Origin of the sequence: Legionella bozemanae, assembly GCF_900450575.1 — a bacterium.
Lineage (GTDB): Bacteria > Pseudomonadota > Gammaproteobacteria > Legionellales > Legionellaceae > Legionella > Legionella bozemanae.
Genome location: NZ_UGGY01000001.1, coordinates 1,152,119 through 1,171,978 on the forward strand (window position 1 = coordinate 1,152,119; position 19,860 = coordinate 1,171,978).

A 19,860-nucleotide genomic window follows, 5' to 3' on the forward strand; every position below is an offset into this window, starting at 1 on the left:
TAATAATTTTCTACTTGTATGAAATTAATATTAATGTAAAGATAAATTTGCATCATGAAAAGGGAGTTTCAAAAAATGCCAAAAAAAAAACCATTAAAAATATCTAAAGAATTTGTTGAGCAGGTAGTGGCTATAATTGCAAATGAGTCAGAAGAGGGACGCAAAAGAATAGTTGCTATTGCTCGAAGAGCAGAAGAAAAATATGAACAACCCGTAAAATCATGGATAACTGGTTGGATTTATCAATACACCAGAACTCGCGGTGAAAAAATAGGACAATCAATTAATGTGATGAAAGATTTTCCTGATGCTTATACTCGCTTGCAAGAATTAAAGCTCATGATCAGTGACGGTGCGTGGAATGTGAAAAGTTCCTATAATTATTACCTCTTTCTTGAATTAATCGACGCAGTCCCTGATTATCAGCCTTTAGAAGATCATCTTATGCCTAACTTTATCATGGATCTTAAAGACGAAGTATTGATAGAGATTAATAATTTTATGGCTCAATATAAGGCTACATTAGAAGATAAGAAAGCACGAGAAATTGAGCGTCAAGCAGCTCGCGAAAGCGCACGCCAGTTAACTGAAAACGTGATGGTTTTTAATAATCTGGTTGCTGCGAAACAATATCAATCCACGCAACAAGACAAAACTGTTTTTGTTATAAATTATAAAAATGATCAATGGCATATTTCTTGGATCGATGTAACTGGCGAGGTTTATCCGCTTACTCCAGGCGATGAGTTAGCACAAAAACTGGCGACATTAGAAGGTCAAGATATAGAAAAATTAAACCCAGTACATTTAAAACGGATTAAACTAGAGTGTCTCAAAGCAAGAGAACAATATCTTGCTAAAGTTCAATTAGTTATCAATCCAGAAAATCCAAAAACTCATAGTGCTTTGACAAACGATGAGCTTATAACAAATGGGATGACATCAACCTTTGTTTTACGATGTACAAAGAGTGAAACAAGTCTTTGCTGGATAAATAGTATGGGAGTCCCAAAGGACATTACTTTATCTGAAGGTTCAAAGCTGAATTCCTGGCTAGCTGATCATAAAGATTCCTTACTTGAAGGGGATATTTTGCAATTAAAAGCTTATTTACTGCAATTAAATACTGCCCAATCAATTGCTTCATCAAAACTGCATGAAATGAATAACAAGTTATCTCATGTATTGCAAGCAAATAGCATGTTATCTCAAGCATTGCAAAGGAGAAATGATCACGGAGAGCTGGTAGTTGATAAAACTAAGGAATCTAGAGGCAGAATAGACCTAAAACAATTTGCCTTACTAGAACAACATATGAAGGCCCGTTTGGAGAAAATAGCCACTGATAAAGTTAATCCATCTAAACTAGAAGTCGTTGAAGAACCTCAAAAAGAAATTCCCAAGAAATTAGATAAAAGTAGATATGCGGCGCTTTCACAATTACCTACTTTTTGGCAACAACACAAAGTTGCTGAGGAACAATCAGAAGTACGTGAAACTAAATCTTTAAATAATTAGCTAATATCTTATGCCCCAAGTGTAACGCAAGTTATTTTTCCCCACATCCCGCATCTGCGGAATGTGGGGAAAAAAATTACGATCCTAAAAAACCATTGGTAATTGGATAACGCCAGTCTTTCCCAAAAGCGGTTGGGCTTATTTTAATTCCTGGTGCGGATTGGCGTCGTTTGTATTCATTACGTCTAATTAATTGAATTACTTTAGTTACGGTTTCTGGGGCATAGCCTTGCTGAACTATTTCTTTGGGAGTTAAGTTTTTCTCCATATAGGCAACAATGATTGCATCTAATGTTGTATAGTCAGGCAAACTGTCCTGATCGGTCTGATCGGGTCTTAATTCAGCTGACGGAGCGCGGGTTAGAACGCGTTCGGGAATGATTTCAGATAGGCGGTTACGATAGCGTGCTAGGGCATAAACTTGGGTTTTAAGTACGTCTTTTAATACAGCAAATCCTCCGACCATATCTCCATATAATGTAGCATAGCCTACGGCAGATTCACTTTTATTCGAAGTGGTAAGTACCATTTTGCCAGTTTTGTTAGACAATGCCATAATCAACACGCCGCGAATCCGTGCTTGAATATTTTCTTCAGTTATATCGGGAGTTCGCCCTGTAAATACGGGTTCAAGAGTGGCCATTAGAGCATTAAAAGCGGGTTCAATCGAAAGCGTGGAATGGGATACGTTCAATTTTTCTATTTGCGTTAAAGCGTCTTCGTTACTCATTTGCGCAGTGTAACGTGAAGGCATAAGCACCGCATGAACCCGATCCGCTCCTAAAGCATCGACTGCTACAGCTAAAGTTAATGCTGAGTCAATTCCTCCAGAAAGCCCAATCAGAACTCCAGGGAAATGATTTTTATTCACATAATCTCGAGTGCCGCAAATTAATGCTTCATAGATTAATGGCTCAAATTCAAGAAGGGGAGACAAGGCACCTTCAACATGATTTGCCTGGATAGCTACAGTACATAAATCCTTTTTAAATGCAGGGGAGCGCGCACAAACCCTGCCTTGTGAATCAATTGCTAATGATTGACCATCAAATAATAGTTCATCCTGACCACCAATTTGATTTACATAGATTATTGATATGCCGCGTTTTGCATAAGATTTTAAAAGGTCTTCTCGTTTTTGATATTTACTGTAATCAAATGGAGATGCATTTAAAACGAGTAAGACAGAAATTCCTTTCTCAATTAAATCTTCTGCGGGACCTGGATACCATAAATCCTCACAAATAATCACGCCTATTTTGTAATGATTTACATCCAGAATACATGGATTTTTTTCTCCGGGGGTAAAATAACGTGCTTCATCAAAAATTTGATAGTTAGGTAAATTTTGCTTGTGATATTCTGCAACTTTTTGTCCCTTAAAAAAAATACTCACGCTATTGTACAGTTGTTGTTCTTTCAGGCTTGGGTGTCCCACAAGGACATAGCAATCTTTTGTTACGGCCTGAATCTGTTTTAAATGTTCGGCAACCGCTTGTTGAAATTCCTTACGAAAGAGCAAATCTTCAGGAGGATAACCAGTTAAAGCCAATTCGGGGAAGAGTATTACATTGTGATCAGCTTGTTTGCTTTTTATAACCTCTATAATTTGAGCCTTATTGGATTCTAAAGCACCAACCGTGGGATTGATTTGTGCCATAAGCACAGTAAGCTTGTTCTGCATGATATATACTCTTTATAAATACTCTAAAAGTCCCTAAAGAGCGATAAACTAATATAAAGAACCTTTAATTTAAAGATAAAAATGTTAATTATTTTAAAAATTGACTAAAATAGATCCTTTGTCCAGTAAAAAACACATTTATGTTAAATGAAGCACTCTCAAAAATGCCAGAGGTCTTTGAGGCCAAAATATTATTACGAGGCCAAGAATATTTTGAAAATGGACACGTACTTAATATCCGCTTTAGTGATGGTCTATTAAAAGGTCGAGTTAAAGGGAGTTCGAGTCAAATTTATGATATACATATGGATTTGAAGGTCTGGCCAAAAAAACTAGCGCATTGCACTTGTAATTATCAATACAATTGTAAACATGCCGCTGCGTGTCTGCTTGCCCTGCGTGATAGAGAAAAAGTAAGCTCCCAATCTTTTGCGGGTAATAAATTAGATAAACGGCTCGATAGCTGGTTGAAAAATTTGCGCGCTCAAGAAGCTGCAATTGTGAAAGCGCCCGAAGCGACGCATCATTTAGTTTATCTCATAGAACTAAAACTTGATGGCTATGAGCACCGGATCGCCATTAAGTTAGCTTTAGCCAAGCTATTAAAACGCGGTGGCTATGGAAAAATGATCCCGTTTAACAGTCTCTCTGATTCCAAAAAGCAGCATTTTATTGGCGATGATAATGATTTGGTAGCACTTCTTCTGTTTAAATGCGGGGTTGCAGGTTGGTTTGATACATTAACCATTCGCAATAGTGAATTATTAGAACGAATCATTGCAACTGGAAGAGCTTTTTTTATACAAAATCAGGATGAGCCAATTCATTTGGGGGAGGCTATTCAAGGTACTTGTGAATGGGTGCTATCGCATAATGGTCATCAAAATTTATTGTTAATGCATGAAGGAAATGAGCTTGAGCCGTTGCTGTTGGATGAAAGTTGGTATTTTAATCGTTCTGAAGACAAAATGGGACGTTTAATTACTCCATATCCAATAAAACAATTGAGTTATTTATTGAAAGCACCTCCAATTCCAATGGAGCAGGCTGAATTACTAGCAAGCAAAATGGCTAAAACATGTCCTGAGTTTCCCGTACCGCAGGTTTTTGCAAAGCGGGAGGTTCGACAAGTGACACCAGTACCTGTTCTTATTCTAGATGCCATTAATGAATTGGATAATGAATCTTCCTGGCTTTATGACACTGAAGAAGAACTGCATGCCTTATTTACAGCGCGTATTCTTTTTGATTATGCAGGTTTAATGATTGCCGGTTCTGAAGAATGTAATACCGTTGTGTGTCAGCAGGAGGAGCTTTTAATTGAATACACCCGTTATAGAGATTTTGAGCAATCAAAATGGGATGAAGTGCAGGAAATACTTGAGTTAAGGACACCTAGAGCCTGGGAAAATGAACAGTGGGAAAAAGTAAAACAGGCTGATTTTGTTTTGCAGAATATTAATGTCTCGGCAGATTTGCAGTTTGTTTACAGTCAGTTGGTGCCTGAATTAAAAAGTCGCGGTTGGCGTGTTGAATGTGTCAGTCCATTGTATCAAGAAGTGATCCATGCTGATGATGTAGAGTGGTATTCTGACCTGCATGAAAATACAACCGATTTTTTCTCATATCAATTGGGAATTTTGGTTGAGGGTAAACCAGTCAGTATTGTCCCTTTGGTAGCAGATTTAATTCATCGTTACAGTGGCAATGATTTGGATAATCTTCTGGATACGCAATTAGTCAAGCTGCCTTTGCATGACGGACGTGCATTGCAGTTAGAAATGGGACGAATTAAACCTTTGGTTCGCCTGTTACTTCAATTTGGCTTGCGCCATATAGATGAAAATCAGCACTTACAAATTAACAAATATCAGCTTATTTTAATGCGTGAAGCTGAGTTAGCTATTGCGGCAACCAAAACACGTTGGCAAGGCGCTGAAATTTTAAGGGATCAAATAAGACAATTGTCTCAATTAACCCATATTCCTGAAATACAACCACCCCTTGGTTTGCATGCTCAGCTCAGGGATTATCAACGCTATGGTTTAAATTGGTTGCAATTTTTGCGAACAAGCCATTTCAGTGGCATTCTTGCTGACGATATGGGGTTGGGTAAAACAGTACAAACCTTGGCTCATTTACAATATGAAAAAGAACAAGGTCGTATTAAAGCAGCAACCTTAATTGTTGCGCCAACAAGTCTTGTGGGGAACTGGGAGGCTGAAGCAAAACGTTTTACTCCATCATTAAAGGTTTTAATTTATCATGGTTCCGAGCGCCATCAGGATAATTTTGATGACTATGATATCGTTGTTTCTACTTATGGATTGATCCACCGAGATAAAGAGAAATTTGTAACTTATTCTTTTTATTATCTGATTTTGGATGAAGCGCAATTTATTAAAAATACACGTACGAAAACGACACAGATTATTCAGCAGTTACATGCTACCCATCGTTTATGCCTGACAGGCACGCCTTTGGAAAATCACTTGGGTGAATTATGGTCTTTGTTTCATTTTCTGATGCCTGGCTTATTGGGTGACGCGAAGCAATTTAGACTCTGGTTCCGAACTCCTATTGAGAAATATGCTGATTTGAATAGAAGAGAGGTGCTGACAAAGAGAGTACAGCCTTTTATATTGAGGAGAACAAAAAATCAGGTAGCTCGTGAATTACCTCCTAAAACAGAAATGACGCGTATTATAGAAATTATTGGGCCACAGCGTGATCTATATGAAGCAATTCGAATGAGTATGGAGAAAAAAGTTCGTGATGCGATTGCAAAACAGGGATTGGGTAAAAGCCATATCCTTTTGCTGGATGCGTTATTGAAATTACGGCAGGTTTGTTGTGATCCCAGATTATTGTCTTTACCCGCAGCAGCTATTGCTCATGGTACTTCTGCAAAACTTGAGACATTAATGGATCTGTTGGATAACTTGATAGGCGAAGGAAGGCGGGTCCTGGTTTTCTCACAATTTACTTCCATGTTGCAGTTAATTGAAGATGAATTGCATGCGAGAAGTTATGATTATTTAAAGTTAACAGGCCAAACAGTACATCGACAAGCAATGGTAGAAAAATTTCAGGAAGGAAAAGTTCCAATTTTTCTTATCAGCTTGAAAGCAGGCGGCACGGGGCTTAACTTAACGCGTGCTGACACAGTAATTCATTATGATCCCTGGTGGAATCCTGCAGTAGAAGACCAAGCTACAGATAGAACACATCGAATAGGTCAGGAAAATCCCGTATTTGTCTATAAATTAATTACTTCGGGTACAGTGGAAGAAGCTATTTTAGGAATGCAAGAGAAAAAGAGACAATTAGTTGAAGGGGTTTTATCTGCTGATCCGGCCAAAGCAATGGCTTTAAGCGAAGAAGATGTAGAGCGGTTTTTTACGCCATTAGAGTAGGGCCTGTTTCCAATGACTCAAGAGAACGAATTGGAAACAGACTCCCTAAATATAATGTGATTACCCTTGTAGCCTGGGTGCAGCGCAGCGGAACTCGTGTTTACGATATCAACAAACTTCTTAATCCCGGGTTCTGCTACGCACCCAGATTACATGGCACACTCATTTATAAAAAATTACTTCGTTAATGCTGGCATAGTATTCAATCATAGCATAAGCTATTAAATGATTGTAAACATGGAGAAAATTATGAACTTATGGAAGCTAGCTTGTGGTTTTTTTGTTGCTGTGTTTTATTTACCTGCAGCACTTGCCGCATCGCCAGTAGGTAAGTGGGTCACAATTGATGATAAAACCGGTAAGAAAAGAGCCATTGTTACCATTAGTGAGTCGGGTGGTACTTTAAGTGCAGTTATTAATAAGGTATTTCCACAACCAGGTGATACTGGAATTTGCCAAAATTGTCCTGGTATGTTTAAAGGAAAAAAAGTTGAAGGATTGACCTTTATGTGGGGATTAAAGCAAGAAGGGGATAATGAGTGGGGCGGTGGCTCTATTTTAGATCCTAAATCAGGGAAAATCTATCGCGCTAAAATCACTGCTCAGGGAAATAAACTTTTAGTCCGAGGATATCTGGGTATTTCCTTATTGGGACGTACTCAAGTTTGGAAAAAACAGTAGCTTAACAACATAATTCATCCCGAACGGCTTTGTTCGGGATGACATCTATGTAAAAGAACATTACAATAGACCTTGTTCCAAGTTTCTCATTACATCACGACTATGTACGATCTGCAAAATTCCAAAAAAACAGTTGATCCATTAAAACGCCCTCCTCATTCAGTGGAAGCGGAGCAATCCATTATTGGTGGATTAATGTTGGACAATCAGGTTTGGGACAAAGTCAGTAATAAATTATGTGAAGCAGATTTTTATCGCACCGAGCATCGAATTTTATTTCGAGCAATTTCCACTTTGGTAAAAAAAGATCAACCTTTTGATGTAGTGACTTTGCTTGATGCATTAAAGTCTCATAACGAATTAGATGATGCTGGTGGGGAAGCCTATTTGTTCGAATTGGCTAATAATACCCCCAGCGTTGCTAACGTATCTGCTTATGCTGATATAGTTCGCGAAAAATCAGTGCAGAGACAGCTTATTACTGTAGCCACCGAAATTGCTGATTCAGCATATAATCCTGGAGGTAGACAAGTTCCTGAGCTTCTTGATATGGCAGAAACTAAAGTTTTTGCTATAGGCGAACAAACAGGCGGCGATGGCGGGCCTGAAAATATAAAATCAATTTTAGTTCGTGCAGTGGAAAAAATTGATGCACTTTATCATAATGGTGATGCAATTACTGGGCTTGCCACAGGTTTGTCTGATTTGGATGAAATGACTTCAGGATTGCAACCTTCTGATTTAATTATTGTTGCGGGTCGTCCTTCCATGGGTAAAACGACTTTAGTTATGAATATGGCAGAACATGGTGCGATTAAATCTGGAAAACCTGTGCTTGTTTTTTCTATGGAAATGCCGGCGGATTCTTTGGCCATGAGAATGATGTCTTCTTTAGGGCGCATTGATCAGCATAAGATTAGAACGGGTAAACTGGATGATGATGATTGGCCTCGCGTGACCTCAGCCGTACATATGCTTTCGGAAGCCCCTTTATTTATAGATGATACCCCCGCTTTAAGTCCTGGGGAAATGCGTGCGCGAGCCAGGCGGCTGGCCAAGGATCAAGGTAACTTGGGTCTAATTGTGGTAGACTATTTGCAATTAATGAAAGTGCCCGGGTTTAACGCTGATAATAGAACAGCAGAAATATCTGAAATTTCACGTAGTCTTAAATCGCTTGCAAAAGAACTACAGGTACCGGTTATTGCTTTATCCCAGTTGAACCGAAGTTTGGAACAACGCGCAGATAAACGTCCTGTTATGTCTGATTTGCGTGAATCTGGTGCGATCGAACAAGATGCCGACTTAATTTGTTTTATTTATCGAGATGAAGTCTATAATGAAGACAGTCCAGATAAGGGAACAGCAGAAATCATTGTGGCCAAACAAAGAAATGGTCCAATTGGTAAGGTTCGTGTAGCCTTTATTGGTAAATACACTCGTTTTGAAGATTTAGCTTATAATGGTTATCAAGGGGTAGATTAGGTGTCCAGACCTACCAAACTGGTGATAGAGCCAAGCGCTTTACATCATAACTTAACGCGAATAAGACATTTTGCCCCAGGCAAGAGAATAATTGCTATGGTTAAGGCCAATGCTTATGGTTGTGGTGTACATGTTGTAGCACCAATATTGGAAGGACATGTAGATGCTTTTGGTGTCGCTTGTATTGAGGAAGCCCTAGTTCTTCGTAAAATTGGAATACGAACTCATTGTATTCTATTTCAAGGCATATTTAGTCCTGATGAATTTAAGGTGGTAGCACAGCATCAATTTGGATGCGTGATTCATCAACCGCATCAAGTGCAGTGGCTTTTAAATACCCCTCTGGATACGCCGGTAAAACTTTGGGTTAAAGTGAATACGGGCATGCATCGTTTGGGTTTTAAGACTCATGAATTGCAAGGAGTAATGGATGCATTGCAGTCTTGTCCTTGGGTGGATAAAGAGATTGGCTTGATGACCCATTTAGCGTGTGCAGATGAACCTGAACGTATAGAAAATTATCAGCAAATTACTTTGTTTGAGAGTATTTCTGTCTCTGGGTTTAGCCAACGCAGTGTTGCCAATTCAGCTGCTATTATTTCTTTTCCACAAACTCATATGGATGTTGTCAGGCCTGGTATTATGCTTTATGGTGTGTCACCTTTTGCCGATCAGACTGCAATTGATTTGGGTTTGCTTCCTGTAATGCGTTTTGTTTCAGCAATTAGTGCAGTTCATCATAATCCTCCTTTGGCTCAAGTTGGGTATAGTGGTATTTGGAAAAGCGAAAAACCTTCCATCATTGGTATTGTTGCTGCGGGTTATGGTGATGGTTATCCACGGCATATTGCGGCAAATACCCCGGTTTGGGTGCAAGGCAAAGAGGTTCCTATTGTAGGGCGAGTTTCAATGGATATGCTTGCTGTAGACTTAACAGATCATCCCGAAATAAAACCTGGAGCACCTGTTGAGCTTTGGGGGATACATATTTTAGTTGAGCGAATTGCACAAGCAGCAGGAACTTCAGGTTATGAATTATTATGTCAGATTTCTGAGCGAGTGCGTCACGATTAAATGAATTATTTTTGATTGTAATCCGCGCACATTGTAGCCTGGAAGCAATGATGTGGAGCTTAGGTAAACTTGGGGTTCGCTTTGCTACATCCAGGCTAAAATATTTAGATTTCTCTTAACTATGGATAATAACTGAGCGTGATGTTAGAATTACAACCGATTTCTATAACCTTTTAATTGGGTGATATGTTATGAAAAAAATAGCTGTTGCATCATTGTCTTTATTATTGGTTGGTTGTGCCTCAATGAATCATGAAGACGTAGGTACTATCTCAGGTGGAGTTATCGGCGGATTGATTGGAAGCCAATTTGGTGGTGGCCCTGCAGCTAAATTGGCTGCAACAGCAGGTGGTGCTATTGCTGGTGCTTATTTAGGTGGTCAAATTGGTAAATATATGGATAAAGTGGATAGAATGGAAATGCAACGTGCCTTAGAAACTGCACCCACCGGCAAATCAGTACATTGGTCAAACCCAGACACTGGAAATAGTTATACAGTACAACCTACCCGTACTTATTATCGTGAACGCTTGCCTTGCCGTGAGTATCTAACTAAGGCAATCATTGATGGAAAACCACAAACATTACGTGGTAGTGCATGCCGTCAGCCAGATGGTACATGGCATGTTGTAAACTAATCACTTGCATCTTATGTAGGTTGAGCTAAAGGTTACTAACCTGAGATTCTTTGAACTCTGGTGCTGGGCTTTGCAAGCCAGCACCAGAGTTCAACTACTATTTTACTTCTCAACCTTTTTTACTTTCGGCTCTTTTTTTACTCTGACATCTTTTACTTCCACATCCTTTTGCTTGTCACAACAGACGCACTTGCAGCCACTAAACAAATTATATAGCCAAGCAATCAGAAAGCCTGTGATGAATGCATCAATGAAGCCTATAACAGCTCCTAATAAACTTCCTTTGATTGAAGGCTCATATCCAGGATATAAAGAACCTACTGCAACTACAAAACCATGTCCGTAGGTATAATAGTAAGCAAGTAGCCCCAGCATTAAAATAGATATGCCCCAAAGAACCCCAAATGCAAGACCTAGACCCACAGGGCTTAATTTGCAACCTTTCATGCTTGTCTCTCCTTTTTATAGAATCGTCCTCTATAGCCTCGCCAACTAAGTTTATACTGCGTTGCAAGCTCACTCGGCTTATATATACACTCCTTCGCCTCATTCACTTGCGTCTTGTCCTAAAGCTTAGTAAGTGAAGCTATAAAAACCTGGGTGCAGCGAGCGAAGCCCAGGAATTTATTTAGAAACCCCCGGGTTTCGCTTCGCTGCACCCAGGCTACAAAGCTACAAAATTGCAATAAATTCAACTGTATTTCTCAAAGTATAGACTACAACATTAATTAATTAATAATTTTTCGCAGATCGAAAAATATAAAATTTCTAATTGATACAGATCACTTAAGGAAACACATTCATTTACTTGGTGAATGGTGGTATTAACGGGTCCGAGTTCTACTACTTCAACACCATAAGGTGCAATGAAGCGGCCATCAGATGTTCCACCACTGGTAGAAAGTTCCGGTGAATTTCCAGTGTGTGCGAGGATTGCTTCCTTACAGCTTTCCAATAAGGCACCTTGGGAAGTCAAGAAAGGTTCACCACTTAGACGCCATTCAATAATAGGATTCAGATCGTGCTCTTGAAAAGTAGCAATGACTTTTTCTTTTAATAAGCGGTGTGTTTGTTCTGTTGAGTATCTAAAATTCAGGTGTAGAACCAACTCTCCAGGAATTATATTTGCAGCATGGCCTCCTGATTGGAGGTGGGTAATTTGCATGGATGTTGGCGGAAAATGATCGTTACCCTGATCCCAAAGTGTTGTGGTCAGCTTCGCAAGTGCGGGACTAATTTTATGTATTGGGTTGTCTGCCAAATGAGGGTAGGCGACATGCCCTTGTTTCCCATGTAAGGTAATTTGGGCACTTAATGAACCACGCCTGCCAATTTTGATTACATCACCCACTCGATGAGTACTTGATGGCTCCCCTACAATGCAATAATCAATGTGAATGCCTTGATTTTCCAGGAGTTGCATGACATAAGGTGTGCCCATATCATAATCATTACCTTCTTCACCGCTAGTGATAAGGAAACCTAATCTTCCCTGAAATTTGGGATAAGTATTTACGAATCGTTGTGCCATAAGCAGCATGCACGCAAGACTTCCTTTCATGTCAGCAACACCACGCCCATAGAGCATTCCATTTTTATTTTCCACTATAAAAGGATCAGACAGCCATTTTGCTAGGTCACCCACAGGAACCACGTCGGTATGACCAGCAAATACAAGCAAAGGGCCTGATTCTCCATAAGAAGCAAAGAAGTTGGAAACAGGCCCTTTATTCATACGTTGGCAAGTAAATCCTGCTTGTTCCAAAAAATGGATCATAAATTCTTGGCAGTCCGCATCTTCAGGTGTAATCGAGGGAAAATGAACAAGTTTTGTTACGATTTCTTGTAAGTCTGCCTCTAGATCAGGAGATACTTTCGTCATGCTAACTTGCTCTCAATAGTTCATTAATGCTTACTTTTGCTCTTGTTTTTTCATCTACCTGTTTTACAATGACCGCACAATACAAACTGTAACTTTTGTCTTCACTGGGCAGACTCCCTGCGACTACCACTGATCCTGCCGGAATACGGCCATAAGTAATTTCTCCAGTGAGACGATTATATATTTTAGTGCTTTGTCCTAAGTAGACACCCATAGATAATACGGAGTTTCGTTCTACGATAACGCCTTCGACGACTTCTGAGCGGGCACCGATAAAACAATTGTCTTCGATAATTGTGGGGTTGGCTTGCAAGGGTTCTAAAACACCGCCTATGCCTACTCCACCTGAAAGGTGCACGTTTTTGCCGATTTGAGCGCAAGAACCCACAGTCGCCCAGGTATCAACCATGACACCTTCATCAATATATGCGCCTACATTGACATAAGATGGCATTAAAACGCAGTTTTTTGCAATGTAAGCACCTTTGCGAACTATGGCATGCGGAACCACGCGCACTCCTGTTTGTTTGAATTGTTCTTCAGTATAGTTGTTGTATTTGAGGGGTACTTTGTCATAAAACTGACAGAAACCTGAATCAATCACTTGATTGGGATAAAGTCTAAAAGATAAAAGAACCGCTTTTTTTATCCACTGATGAACTACCCATTCATTATTTATTTTCTCCGCAACTCGGTACTGGCCGTTGTCCAAACAAGAAAGTACTTCATTCACCGCCGCAATAAGTTCAGGAGATGCTGTATCAATTGATAATGTTTGGCGTTGTTCAAAAGCGTGTTCAATTAGAGTTTGTAAAGTCTGCATCTATTTTTCCTGTGTCATTTGTAGCCTGGGTGCAGCGCAGCGAAACCCGGGTCAACTGATTAAGAACTCCCCCGGGTTTCGCTGCGCTGCACCCAGGCTAGCCAATGGCATCCTCGCTTTAATATGCAAGCGCATATTCCAAATCAGCTTGTAAATCTTTCACATGTTCTATGCCTACAGAGAGTCGAATAAATCCATCCTCTATGCCCAACGCTTTACGCTTTTCTGGAGGTATAGACGCATGAGTCATAATTGCTGGATGCTCTATCAAGCTTTCTACACCACCTAAACTTTCAGCGAGCGTAAACAACTCACAACGAGCAAGAAAATGTTTGGCTGCATCAATGCCGCCATCAATTACCATGGAAATCATGCCGCCAAATCCGTGCATTTGTTCTTTAGCTAACTCATGTTGGGGATGGTTTGTAAGGCCTGGATAAATAACTTTTTTTACTTTAGATTGCGTACTCAACCAATTTGCTAAATGAAGTGCGTTCTCGCAATGTCTTTCCATACGCAACGATAAAGTTTTCAGACTTCTTAAAACAAGAAAACTATCAAATGGACCTGCAATTCCGCCGCAGGAGTTATGCAGGAAAGCAATTTTATCTGCTAAATTAGGATTATCACCAACAACTACAACCCCACTGACTACGTCTGAATGACCATTAAGGTATTTAGTTGCTGAATGCAGTACGATGTCAAATCCTAACTCTATAGGTTTCTGAATCCAGGGAGTTGCAAAAGTGTTGTCTGCAACTGCTATAAGATTATGGCGTTTTGCTATCACTGCTATTTCACGTAAATTAGCCAGTTTTAACATGGGATTTGAGGGTGTTTCTACCCAGATCATACGGGTTTTGGGGGTAATCGCAGCCTCTATATTGCGCGTGTCAGACATGTCTATGAAAGAAAAGGATAATCCAGATGTGCGTGTTTTAACCTTATCAAATAAACGGAATGTGCCTCCATAAAGATCATCCATGGCAACAACATGATCTCCTGCATCTAATAAATCAATAATTGTGTTGATTGCAGCCATTCCAGAAGCAAAAGCAAAACCACGCTCACCTGACTCCAAACTGGCGATACATCCTTCATAGGCTCCACGAGTTGGATTATGTGTACGAGAGTACTCATAGCCAAGATGTTCCCCTGGAGCCATTTGTTTGTAGGTAGATGTTGCATAGATAGGAGTCATAACTGCACCGGTACTTGGACATGGTTCCTGGCCAGCATGAATGGCTCGAGTTTCAAAGTGATGCTTTTTCATTGGACTATCCTTAAGGGCTGTAAAATTTTTATGTCGATACTTTCTTGCATTAGCAAAGAGTGATCTTTTCAGAGTGGTTTATGTAGGATATTCTAGTGGGGGTTGTATGTATAGGCAAGTTCTACTTTTTTGGGGTTTAGTCAGGGCATAGCGAAGTTTTCATGTACAGGCAATTAATAGTTCAGGGGTCGTTTTGGCAATGAAATTTGATCTTCATGCTTTATTTTCAGCAAAATACGCACAATGGATTATTATTGTCTTGATTTCATTGTTTTCCGTACTGATTATCGCTGAATACGCTACTTTAATCTTTTCCCCTATAACTCGTCAGACGGTACCTGAAACCACAAAAGAGATGCCGGTGATAGCAAAACAGAATTCCTTTGATGCGATTTTACACTCTTCTTTATTTGGCGTTTATGTTTCAAATAATTTATCCAGTATTAAAAAATCCATGTTGAATGTTACTTTAGTAGGGATCTTATTTGCTAATAAGATAGATGACTCCCAAGTCATCATTCGTTCTGCGAATGGAGAGGAAAGCACTTATAAATTGGGTGATACGATACCTGGTGGTGCTGTGATCAAACGTATTATGGCTGCCGGGATTTTGGTTGAACGTAATGGTACTTTAGAGAGTTTAAGTTTACCCAAAAATGAATTAATCTTTGAGCCAGTAGCAAAGCCTTTGGAAGGGGATAAAAATTTATGAGACGTTTATTTAATCGATTAATCGGTGTAATTTTTATTTCTGCTCTTGCTGGATGTGCTGTCACTAACAAAATTAATTTGCGTGAAGGAATTGATAGTTTCAGAGTCGAAGATTACCGTAAGGCTTTTATCCGTTTAAAACCATTAGCTCAGCAAGGTCAACCTGATGCGCAATATGCTGTAGGTTATATGTATTATTATGGTAAAGGAGTAGTAGAAGACCGAAAAAAAGCTTGGTTTTGGATAAATGCTGCTGCTAATTTAGGCCAACCTGATGCAAAAGTAGCGATTAAAATATTAGCCAGCGGGGGCTCATTAAGTTAAATGAGCTTGGTCTGGATAGAGCTATATTTAATGCATTGAATCAATTATAGTTTTAGCTCGGATTAATAGATTACTTACGAAACTTATCGTTTTTTAAATAACATAGTGTAATGAAACGATAATATTTTGCTGGTGGGTTGAGCTAATCCTATAGAATGTATTTGCTCTTTTGCAAACCACTGCCCTTGTTGCTCAGACATTATGTTGCCTAATGCTTTAGTTTTTATGCTCAGCGCATTGATTTCCAAATGAAAATGGCTAAAACGATGTTTAAAATTTAAAAGTTGCTGTGGTGAGTCTCCGGATAAATCATAATTCAGACGAATAAAATCCAGGGGACAATCTCCTTCATCCAGACTGGGTAAACACCATAAGCCACCCCATAACCCTATAGGAGGTCTTTTTTCTAAATAAATGTGGCCTTGTTCATTGTGTAAAACCAGAAATTGTTGGTATTGAATAGGTATGGGTTTTCTTACTTTTTTTTCAGGATAGAGATGTTGTTCTTGGTATTTCAATGCAAGACAATTGTTCTGAAGAGGACAATTAAGGCAATCCGGTTTTTTTGAAGTGCAGCATAGTGCACCTAAATCCATAATTGCTTGAGTATAATCAGCGCAATTTTCATGAGGCATGCACGAGTCAGCCAGTTCCCACAGTGTTTTTTTTACTTGTGCTTGTTCAGGATAACCTTTAATTCTGAAAAAACGAGTTAAAACTCGTTTAACATTTCCATCAAGAATCGCGACAGGTTGGTTAAAGGCTTGTGACACAATAGCTGCTGCAGTAGATGGACCAATTCCTGGTAATTCTTTTAGTAACTGATAATCATCAGGAAATACACCACCATACTGTTGCATCACTATTTTTGCGGTTTGATGAAGATTTCGGGCACGGCTGTAATAACCAAGTCCTGACCACAAAGAAAGTACCTCATCATCGTTTGCTTGAGCCAAAGCATCTATGTTGGGAAATCGCTGCATAAAACGTTCGAAATAAGGGATAACGGTTTGTACTTGAGTTTGCTGAAGCATAATTTCAGAAAGCCATACTCTGTAGGGTGTTCGGGGTTGTTGCCAGGGAAGATTATTACGTCCGTATAGGGCATACCATTGTAGTAATGGTTGACTAAATTTTTTGTACAAATTTTGTTTGTCCACGCGAGCAATTCTTTGATGCTTTATTGTGGACGTACTGTAAAAAAAGTAATGCTCCAGGTCAATGAGTAATGATCATTAATATCCATTTAAATGATGCATACTCGTAGTCTCACTTGAGTATTGTACTCAGTACCATTTAAGTTATATTTATGAAGAGAGTTGAAGAATGCTTCCTGATCCTTGTTTCTCAGCTGGCTGATAAAAGAATGAACTTGGACTAGTAGTATAAAACTCATTGTTAAATTGTAATTGTTCCTCTTCTTTAAGAAAAGGGCCTGGGCCTAAAGCCCTCATAATTGATGAGATAGTGCTCTTTTCAATTAAATGAAATTTTTTGGGTTCTCCATTATCCAGATTCGTTTGAATTGATAAAACGGGTTTCAGAATTTCAACACACTGTGCAACGTCCTTTTGAGTTTTCAAATCGCCAATACTATGAATAATATTAGAAGGATAAGCATAAATATTTAAATCAGCATAGACTTCGCGAATTTGTTGAAATGTTTCCTTATGAGCCCAGCTTTGTTTTAGAATGATCGCATCATTGATCATCTCTTTAACACGTGTAAAGCCATATTTTTCCATTAGATTCATAAGTAAAGCATGCAATTGTTGAAATGACTCATCATCATAAATATCCATAGAAAACTGGTGTATGTTTTTTTCCTTTAAAAATCGAATAAAGCCATTAACAAATGATGTTGGTTCAGTTTCAGTACTTGAACCAAAATAGGTTTTAATTAAATCCCAACTGTCTGCAACTTGTGGACTTAAGTCAACAATAATTACTTGCGGCACACTACTTACTTTTTCCCCTAAATTACAGGCCAAAGCAATAGCACCAAAAATAGAAGTTCCTACAAAAACAAAAGGCTTGTCTGTTTTATAAGGTTCCAGATCTCCTTTTTTGATGGGATCATTTCCTAACCAAAATGCGAAGCATTCATTTAATTCCTTAGTCGGCAGTTGTTGGATTTTGGATAAAAGTTGAATCCGTTTTTTCTGAGTTTCTTCAAGTTGATGTGTTGCTTCTAATTTGTTATACATGATAACGACCACAATAATTTTGGCAAAAAGAAATATTATAAATCAATTGGGTTATAAAATGAACATATTATCTTAATGAATTCTGAATTTGATACTTGCATATCTTTCTTTTTGGAATAAATGCTTGCTTGGATATGACATGTTATCTCATAAAAATTTAATTAATTTCAATAAGTTATTAAAATATTTCATAAGTTAAATGATAAAATTTCACCTAGGTCATCAAAAAATTAAAGATGACTCGCTAAGTGTCGATATATAGTCTATCGTTTTAAATAGGGGCCTTTGCTGTACTCAGGATGAGTAAAGTCAGCTGAATCATTTGCTAAAGATTGTAGCGAATTCACTTAATGCATTGACGCTGTGAGTTTTTTTAAGATTTTTTTAATTTTAAAATAGGGGCTGAATTGAATGCCACAGAGCAAAAAAGATCTTAAGATAGATTGCAGGCTCAATGCATTTAGGTGTGTGCTGTAATTTGTTGGTAGGTGATTTAGGTCAAATCTAAGGAGAGATCGATGCACGACCGCCAACATGAAATCGTGGTATTAAAACCTACAGCTGTTTTTTTATCATTTCTTGCTTCGCAATTACCTGAAGCAAAGTTACCAGATCTTAGATTATTGCAAATTGACAATACCGCATATGTATTACACAAACAAAACTCAGATGATGCGACCCTGGATGAAATAGAAAAGCATTTTTCAACAATGTTTCGCCACGAAATTTGTCGTTGGCTAGGTGATAAAGCACGCAATGAAATTGAAACTAATTTTCTTGATTTTCTTTGTTGCTTTAAATTTGAATTGCACAACCATATTGTGTTAATGGAACCTTCAATAGAAACAAGTCATCAATTACTGTTCATTAAACCTCGTGTGGCTTTACTTAACTGGATTAAAAAAACAATGGAGGACCAAGATAATTTGGTCGGAGTTATTGAAAAGGTAGAATTATCACACTTGGAAGAAAATGCTACTGCTTTGGTGAAAAATTTTTCTAATTTGACTGAGATAAAACCCTTTATCAAAGAGAACTATATTTCCATTTTTGCAGCAGCGATGAGTCGTATGTCAAGTCAGCCCGATCAATGGCCATTGATGGATTCACTCCAAACTTTTAGTCAGTATTTTGCTGTTGAAATTCATACTCAATTGATTCATTTGTCCAATTAAAGGAGTTGACTATGGAGCCAGTCAGTATAGCACTTATTTGTACTGCAGCATTGGGGGCTGTTGTTATTTTGGCGGCATTTATAAGACAAATCCTGTTAAGCCGAGACAAGCAGTTAAATGATATGGCACAAAGCAGGGCATTGACCCAAGAAGTAATGGAACTGGAGCAAATCCGCGCGCAAATGCAAAATGAGAAGCGATTCGACTCTCATTACCAAGTGCTAGGAGCTAATAAAGAAGCAATTAGGTATATAGATACTAAAATAGAAGAGATTTTAAACAAAAAAACAGAGCTTGTTGAGCGTTATGCCAAAGTTATTGTGAAAGAGTCAGACTCAATAGTTAGTGGGGCTGTTTCATCTGAGCGGAAAACTGCGTGTGATCGATTAAGAGAAGAAATTGATCATAAAATAGCATTCTATGATAGTGAGCTCAAAGAATTACAAGAAAGAAGAGCTTCTCTATGGGATGCCCATACTGATTTTCAAAGATATCTTTTGAACCAGGAAAAGTCACGGAATGCCAGTTTGGATAGTGTGTACAAACAGCATTCAGCTTTGTTGGAAAAAGTATATTTACGTCATATCGATGATACAGAAATTGTGGCTGTGAAAAGCATGGAAGCATCAACTATGACTTTTAAAGATATGCTCATGATGCCAATACAATTTTTGATGCAATATTTTGGAGTATCAGTAACTCCCGGAATTTCGCTGGTGCAAACGCGAGTAGAGAATGTGTCACGAGCGAACGTAGATAAAATACAACACGAAATAAATGATCCGGTGCCTGAGAAACAGGAAGATGTAGTGCATAACGAGGCTAAGCCACGAGATAAAGTACACCAAGATGAGCAGCATGATGATGTTAATCAACAAGAAAAAAAGAAAGAGGAAGAGAAAACTCACTCAATGACATTTGCGTGAAAATTATTCTTCTGACTCATTTGATGACATTTTTGTCGTTATA

Annotated in this window: 17 protein-coding genes; 10 read left to right on the forward strand and 7 right to left on the reverse strand. The window is 38.6% G+C overall.

The genetic code is table 11. From position 1 onward, the window contains the following. Positions 1-75: 75 nt before the first annotated feature. Positions 76-1,518, forward strand: a complete 1,443-nt coding sequence (locus tag DY223_RS04895) for a hypothetical protein (RefSeq protein ID WP_058460358.1) — start codon at positions 76-78, stop codon at positions 1,516-1,518. Positions 1,519-1,594: 76 nt separating this feature from the next. Here the strand turns inward: DY223_RS04895 and DY223_RS04900 are convergent, their stop codons facing one another. Then, positions 1,595-3,202, reverse strand: coding sequence for an NAD+ synthase (locus DY223_RS04900; protein WP_058460359.1), 1,608 nt, complete (start codon positions 3,200-3,202; stop codon positions 1,595-1,597). Positions 3,203-3,342: 140 nt separating this feature from the next. On the opposite strand from DY223_RS04900, the gene DY223_RS04905 reads away from it, so the two are divergent. From DY223_RS04905 to DY223_RS04925, 5 genes are all read left to right on the forward strand, one after another. Then, a complete protein-coding gene (locus DY223_RS04905) occupies positions 3,343-6,618 on the forward strand; it encodes a DEAD/DEAH box helicase (RefSeq protein WP_058460360.1) in 3,276 nt (1,091 codons plus the stop codon). Between the two features lie 249 nt (positions 6,619-6,867). Further along, positions 6,868-7,299: a DUF2147 domain-containing protein gene (locus DY223_RS04910; protein ID WP_058460361.1), complete on the forward strand. Its 432-nt coding sequence runs from the start codon at positions 6,868-6,870 to the stop codon at positions 7,297-7,299. A 102-nt stretch (positions 7,300-7,401) separates the two neighbouring features. After that, entirely contained in the window at positions 7,402-8,784 is a 1,383-nt protein-coding gene (gene dnaB, locus DY223_RS04915) for a replicative DNA helicase (protein ID WP_058460362.1), read from the forward strand. Next, positions 8,785-9,858, forward strand: a complete 1,074-nt coding sequence (alr, locus tag DY223_RS04920) for an alanine racemase (protein WP_058460363.1) — start codon at positions 8,785-8,787, stop codon at positions 9,856-9,858. 191 nt (positions 9,859-10,049) lie between these two features. Then, on the forward strand, positions 10,050-10,496 hold the full coding sequence (locus DY223_RS04925) for an RT0821/Lpp0805 family surface protein (protein WP_058460364.1): 447 nt from the start codon (positions 10,050-10,052) through the stop codon (positions 10,494-10,496). Positions 10,497-10,598: 102 nt separating this feature from the next. On the opposite strand, the gene DY223_RS04930 is transcribed toward DY223_RS04925, so the two are convergent. The 4 genes from DY223_RS04930 to DY223_RS04945 form a co-directional block, all read right to left on the reverse strand. Further along, the gene (locus DY223_RS04930) at positions 10,599-10,943 is read right to left on the reverse strand and encodes a bacteriophage holin (protein WP_058460365.1); all 345 of its coding nucleotides are present in this window, start codon (positions 10,941-10,943) and stop codon (positions 10,599-10,601) included. A 277-nt stretch (positions 10,944-11,220) separates the two neighbouring features. Further along, entirely contained in the window at positions 11,221-12,378 is a 1,158-nt protein-coding gene (gene dapE / locus DY223_RS04935; protein WP_058460366.1) for a succinyl-diaminopimelate desuccinylase, read from the reverse strand. Position 12,379: 1 nt separating this feature from the next. Further along, positions 12,380-13,201: a 2,3,4,5-tetrahydropyridine-2,6-dicarboxylate N-succinyltransferase gene (gene dapD / locus DY223_RS04940; RefSeq protein WP_058460367.1), complete on the reverse strand. Its 822-nt coding sequence runs from the start codon at positions 13,199-13,201 to the stop codon at positions 12,380-12,382. Between the two features lie 118 nt (positions 13,202-13,319). Further along, the gene (locus tag DY223_RS04945; RefSeq protein WP_058460368.1) at positions 13,320-14,474 is read right to left on the reverse strand and encodes a trans-sulfuration enzyme family protein; all 1,155 of its coding nucleotides are present in this window, start codon (positions 14,472-14,474) and stop codon (positions 13,320-13,322) included. Positions 14,475-14,673: 199 nt separating this feature from the next. Between DY223_RS04945 and DY223_RS04950 the strand changes: the two genes are divergently transcribed. Together DY223_RS04950 and DY223_RS04955 are read left to right on the forward strand one after the other, a co-directional pair. After that, positions 14,674-15,186, forward strand: coding sequence for a type II secretion system protein N (locus tag DY223_RS04950; RefSeq protein WP_058460369.1), 513 nt, complete (start codon positions 14,674-14,676; stop codon positions 15,184-15,186). After that, positions 15,183-15,509 carry an SEL1-like repeat protein gene (locus tag DY223_RS04955; protein ID WP_058460370.1) on the forward strand — a complete coding sequence of 109 codons (327 nt, stop codon included), beginning with the start codon at positions 15,183-15,185 and terminating at the stop codon, positions 15,507-15,509. Before DY223_RS04950 ends, DY223_RS04955 begins: the two co-directional genes overlap by 4 nt. Before the next feature lie 83 nt (positions 15,510-15,592). Here DY223_RS04955 and mutY read toward each other — a convergent pair whose 3' ends face one another. Further along, complete coding sequence (gene mutY / locus DY223_RS04960) at positions 15,593-16,669, reverse strand: A/G-specific adenine glycosylase (RefSeq protein WP_058460371.1); 1,077 nt, start codon at positions 16,667-16,669, stop codon at positions 15,593-15,595. Positions 16,670-16,816: 147 nt separating this feature from the next. Beyond that, entirely contained in the window at positions 16,817-17,716 is a 900-nt protein-coding gene (locus tag DY223_RS04965; protein WP_058460372.1) for a hypothetical protein, read from the reverse strand. A gap of 518 nt (positions 17,717-18,234) precedes the next feature. Here DY223_RS04965 and DY223_RS04970 point away from each other — a divergent pair. Together DY223_RS04970 and DY223_RS04975 are read left to right on the forward strand one after the other, a co-directional pair. Next, positions 18,235-18,891: a hypothetical protein gene (locus DY223_RS04970; RefSeq protein ID WP_058460373.1), complete on the forward strand. Its 657-nt coding sequence runs from the start codon at positions 18,235-18,237 to the stop codon at positions 18,889-18,891. A gap of 11 nt (positions 18,892-18,902) precedes the next feature. Continuing rightward, positions 18,903-19,817: a hypothetical protein gene (locus DY223_RS04975; protein ID WP_058460374.1), complete on the forward strand. Its 915-nt coding sequence runs from the start codon at positions 18,903-18,905 to the stop codon at positions 19,815-19,817. The last annotated feature ends 43 nt before the right edge of the window (positions 19,818-19,860 follow it).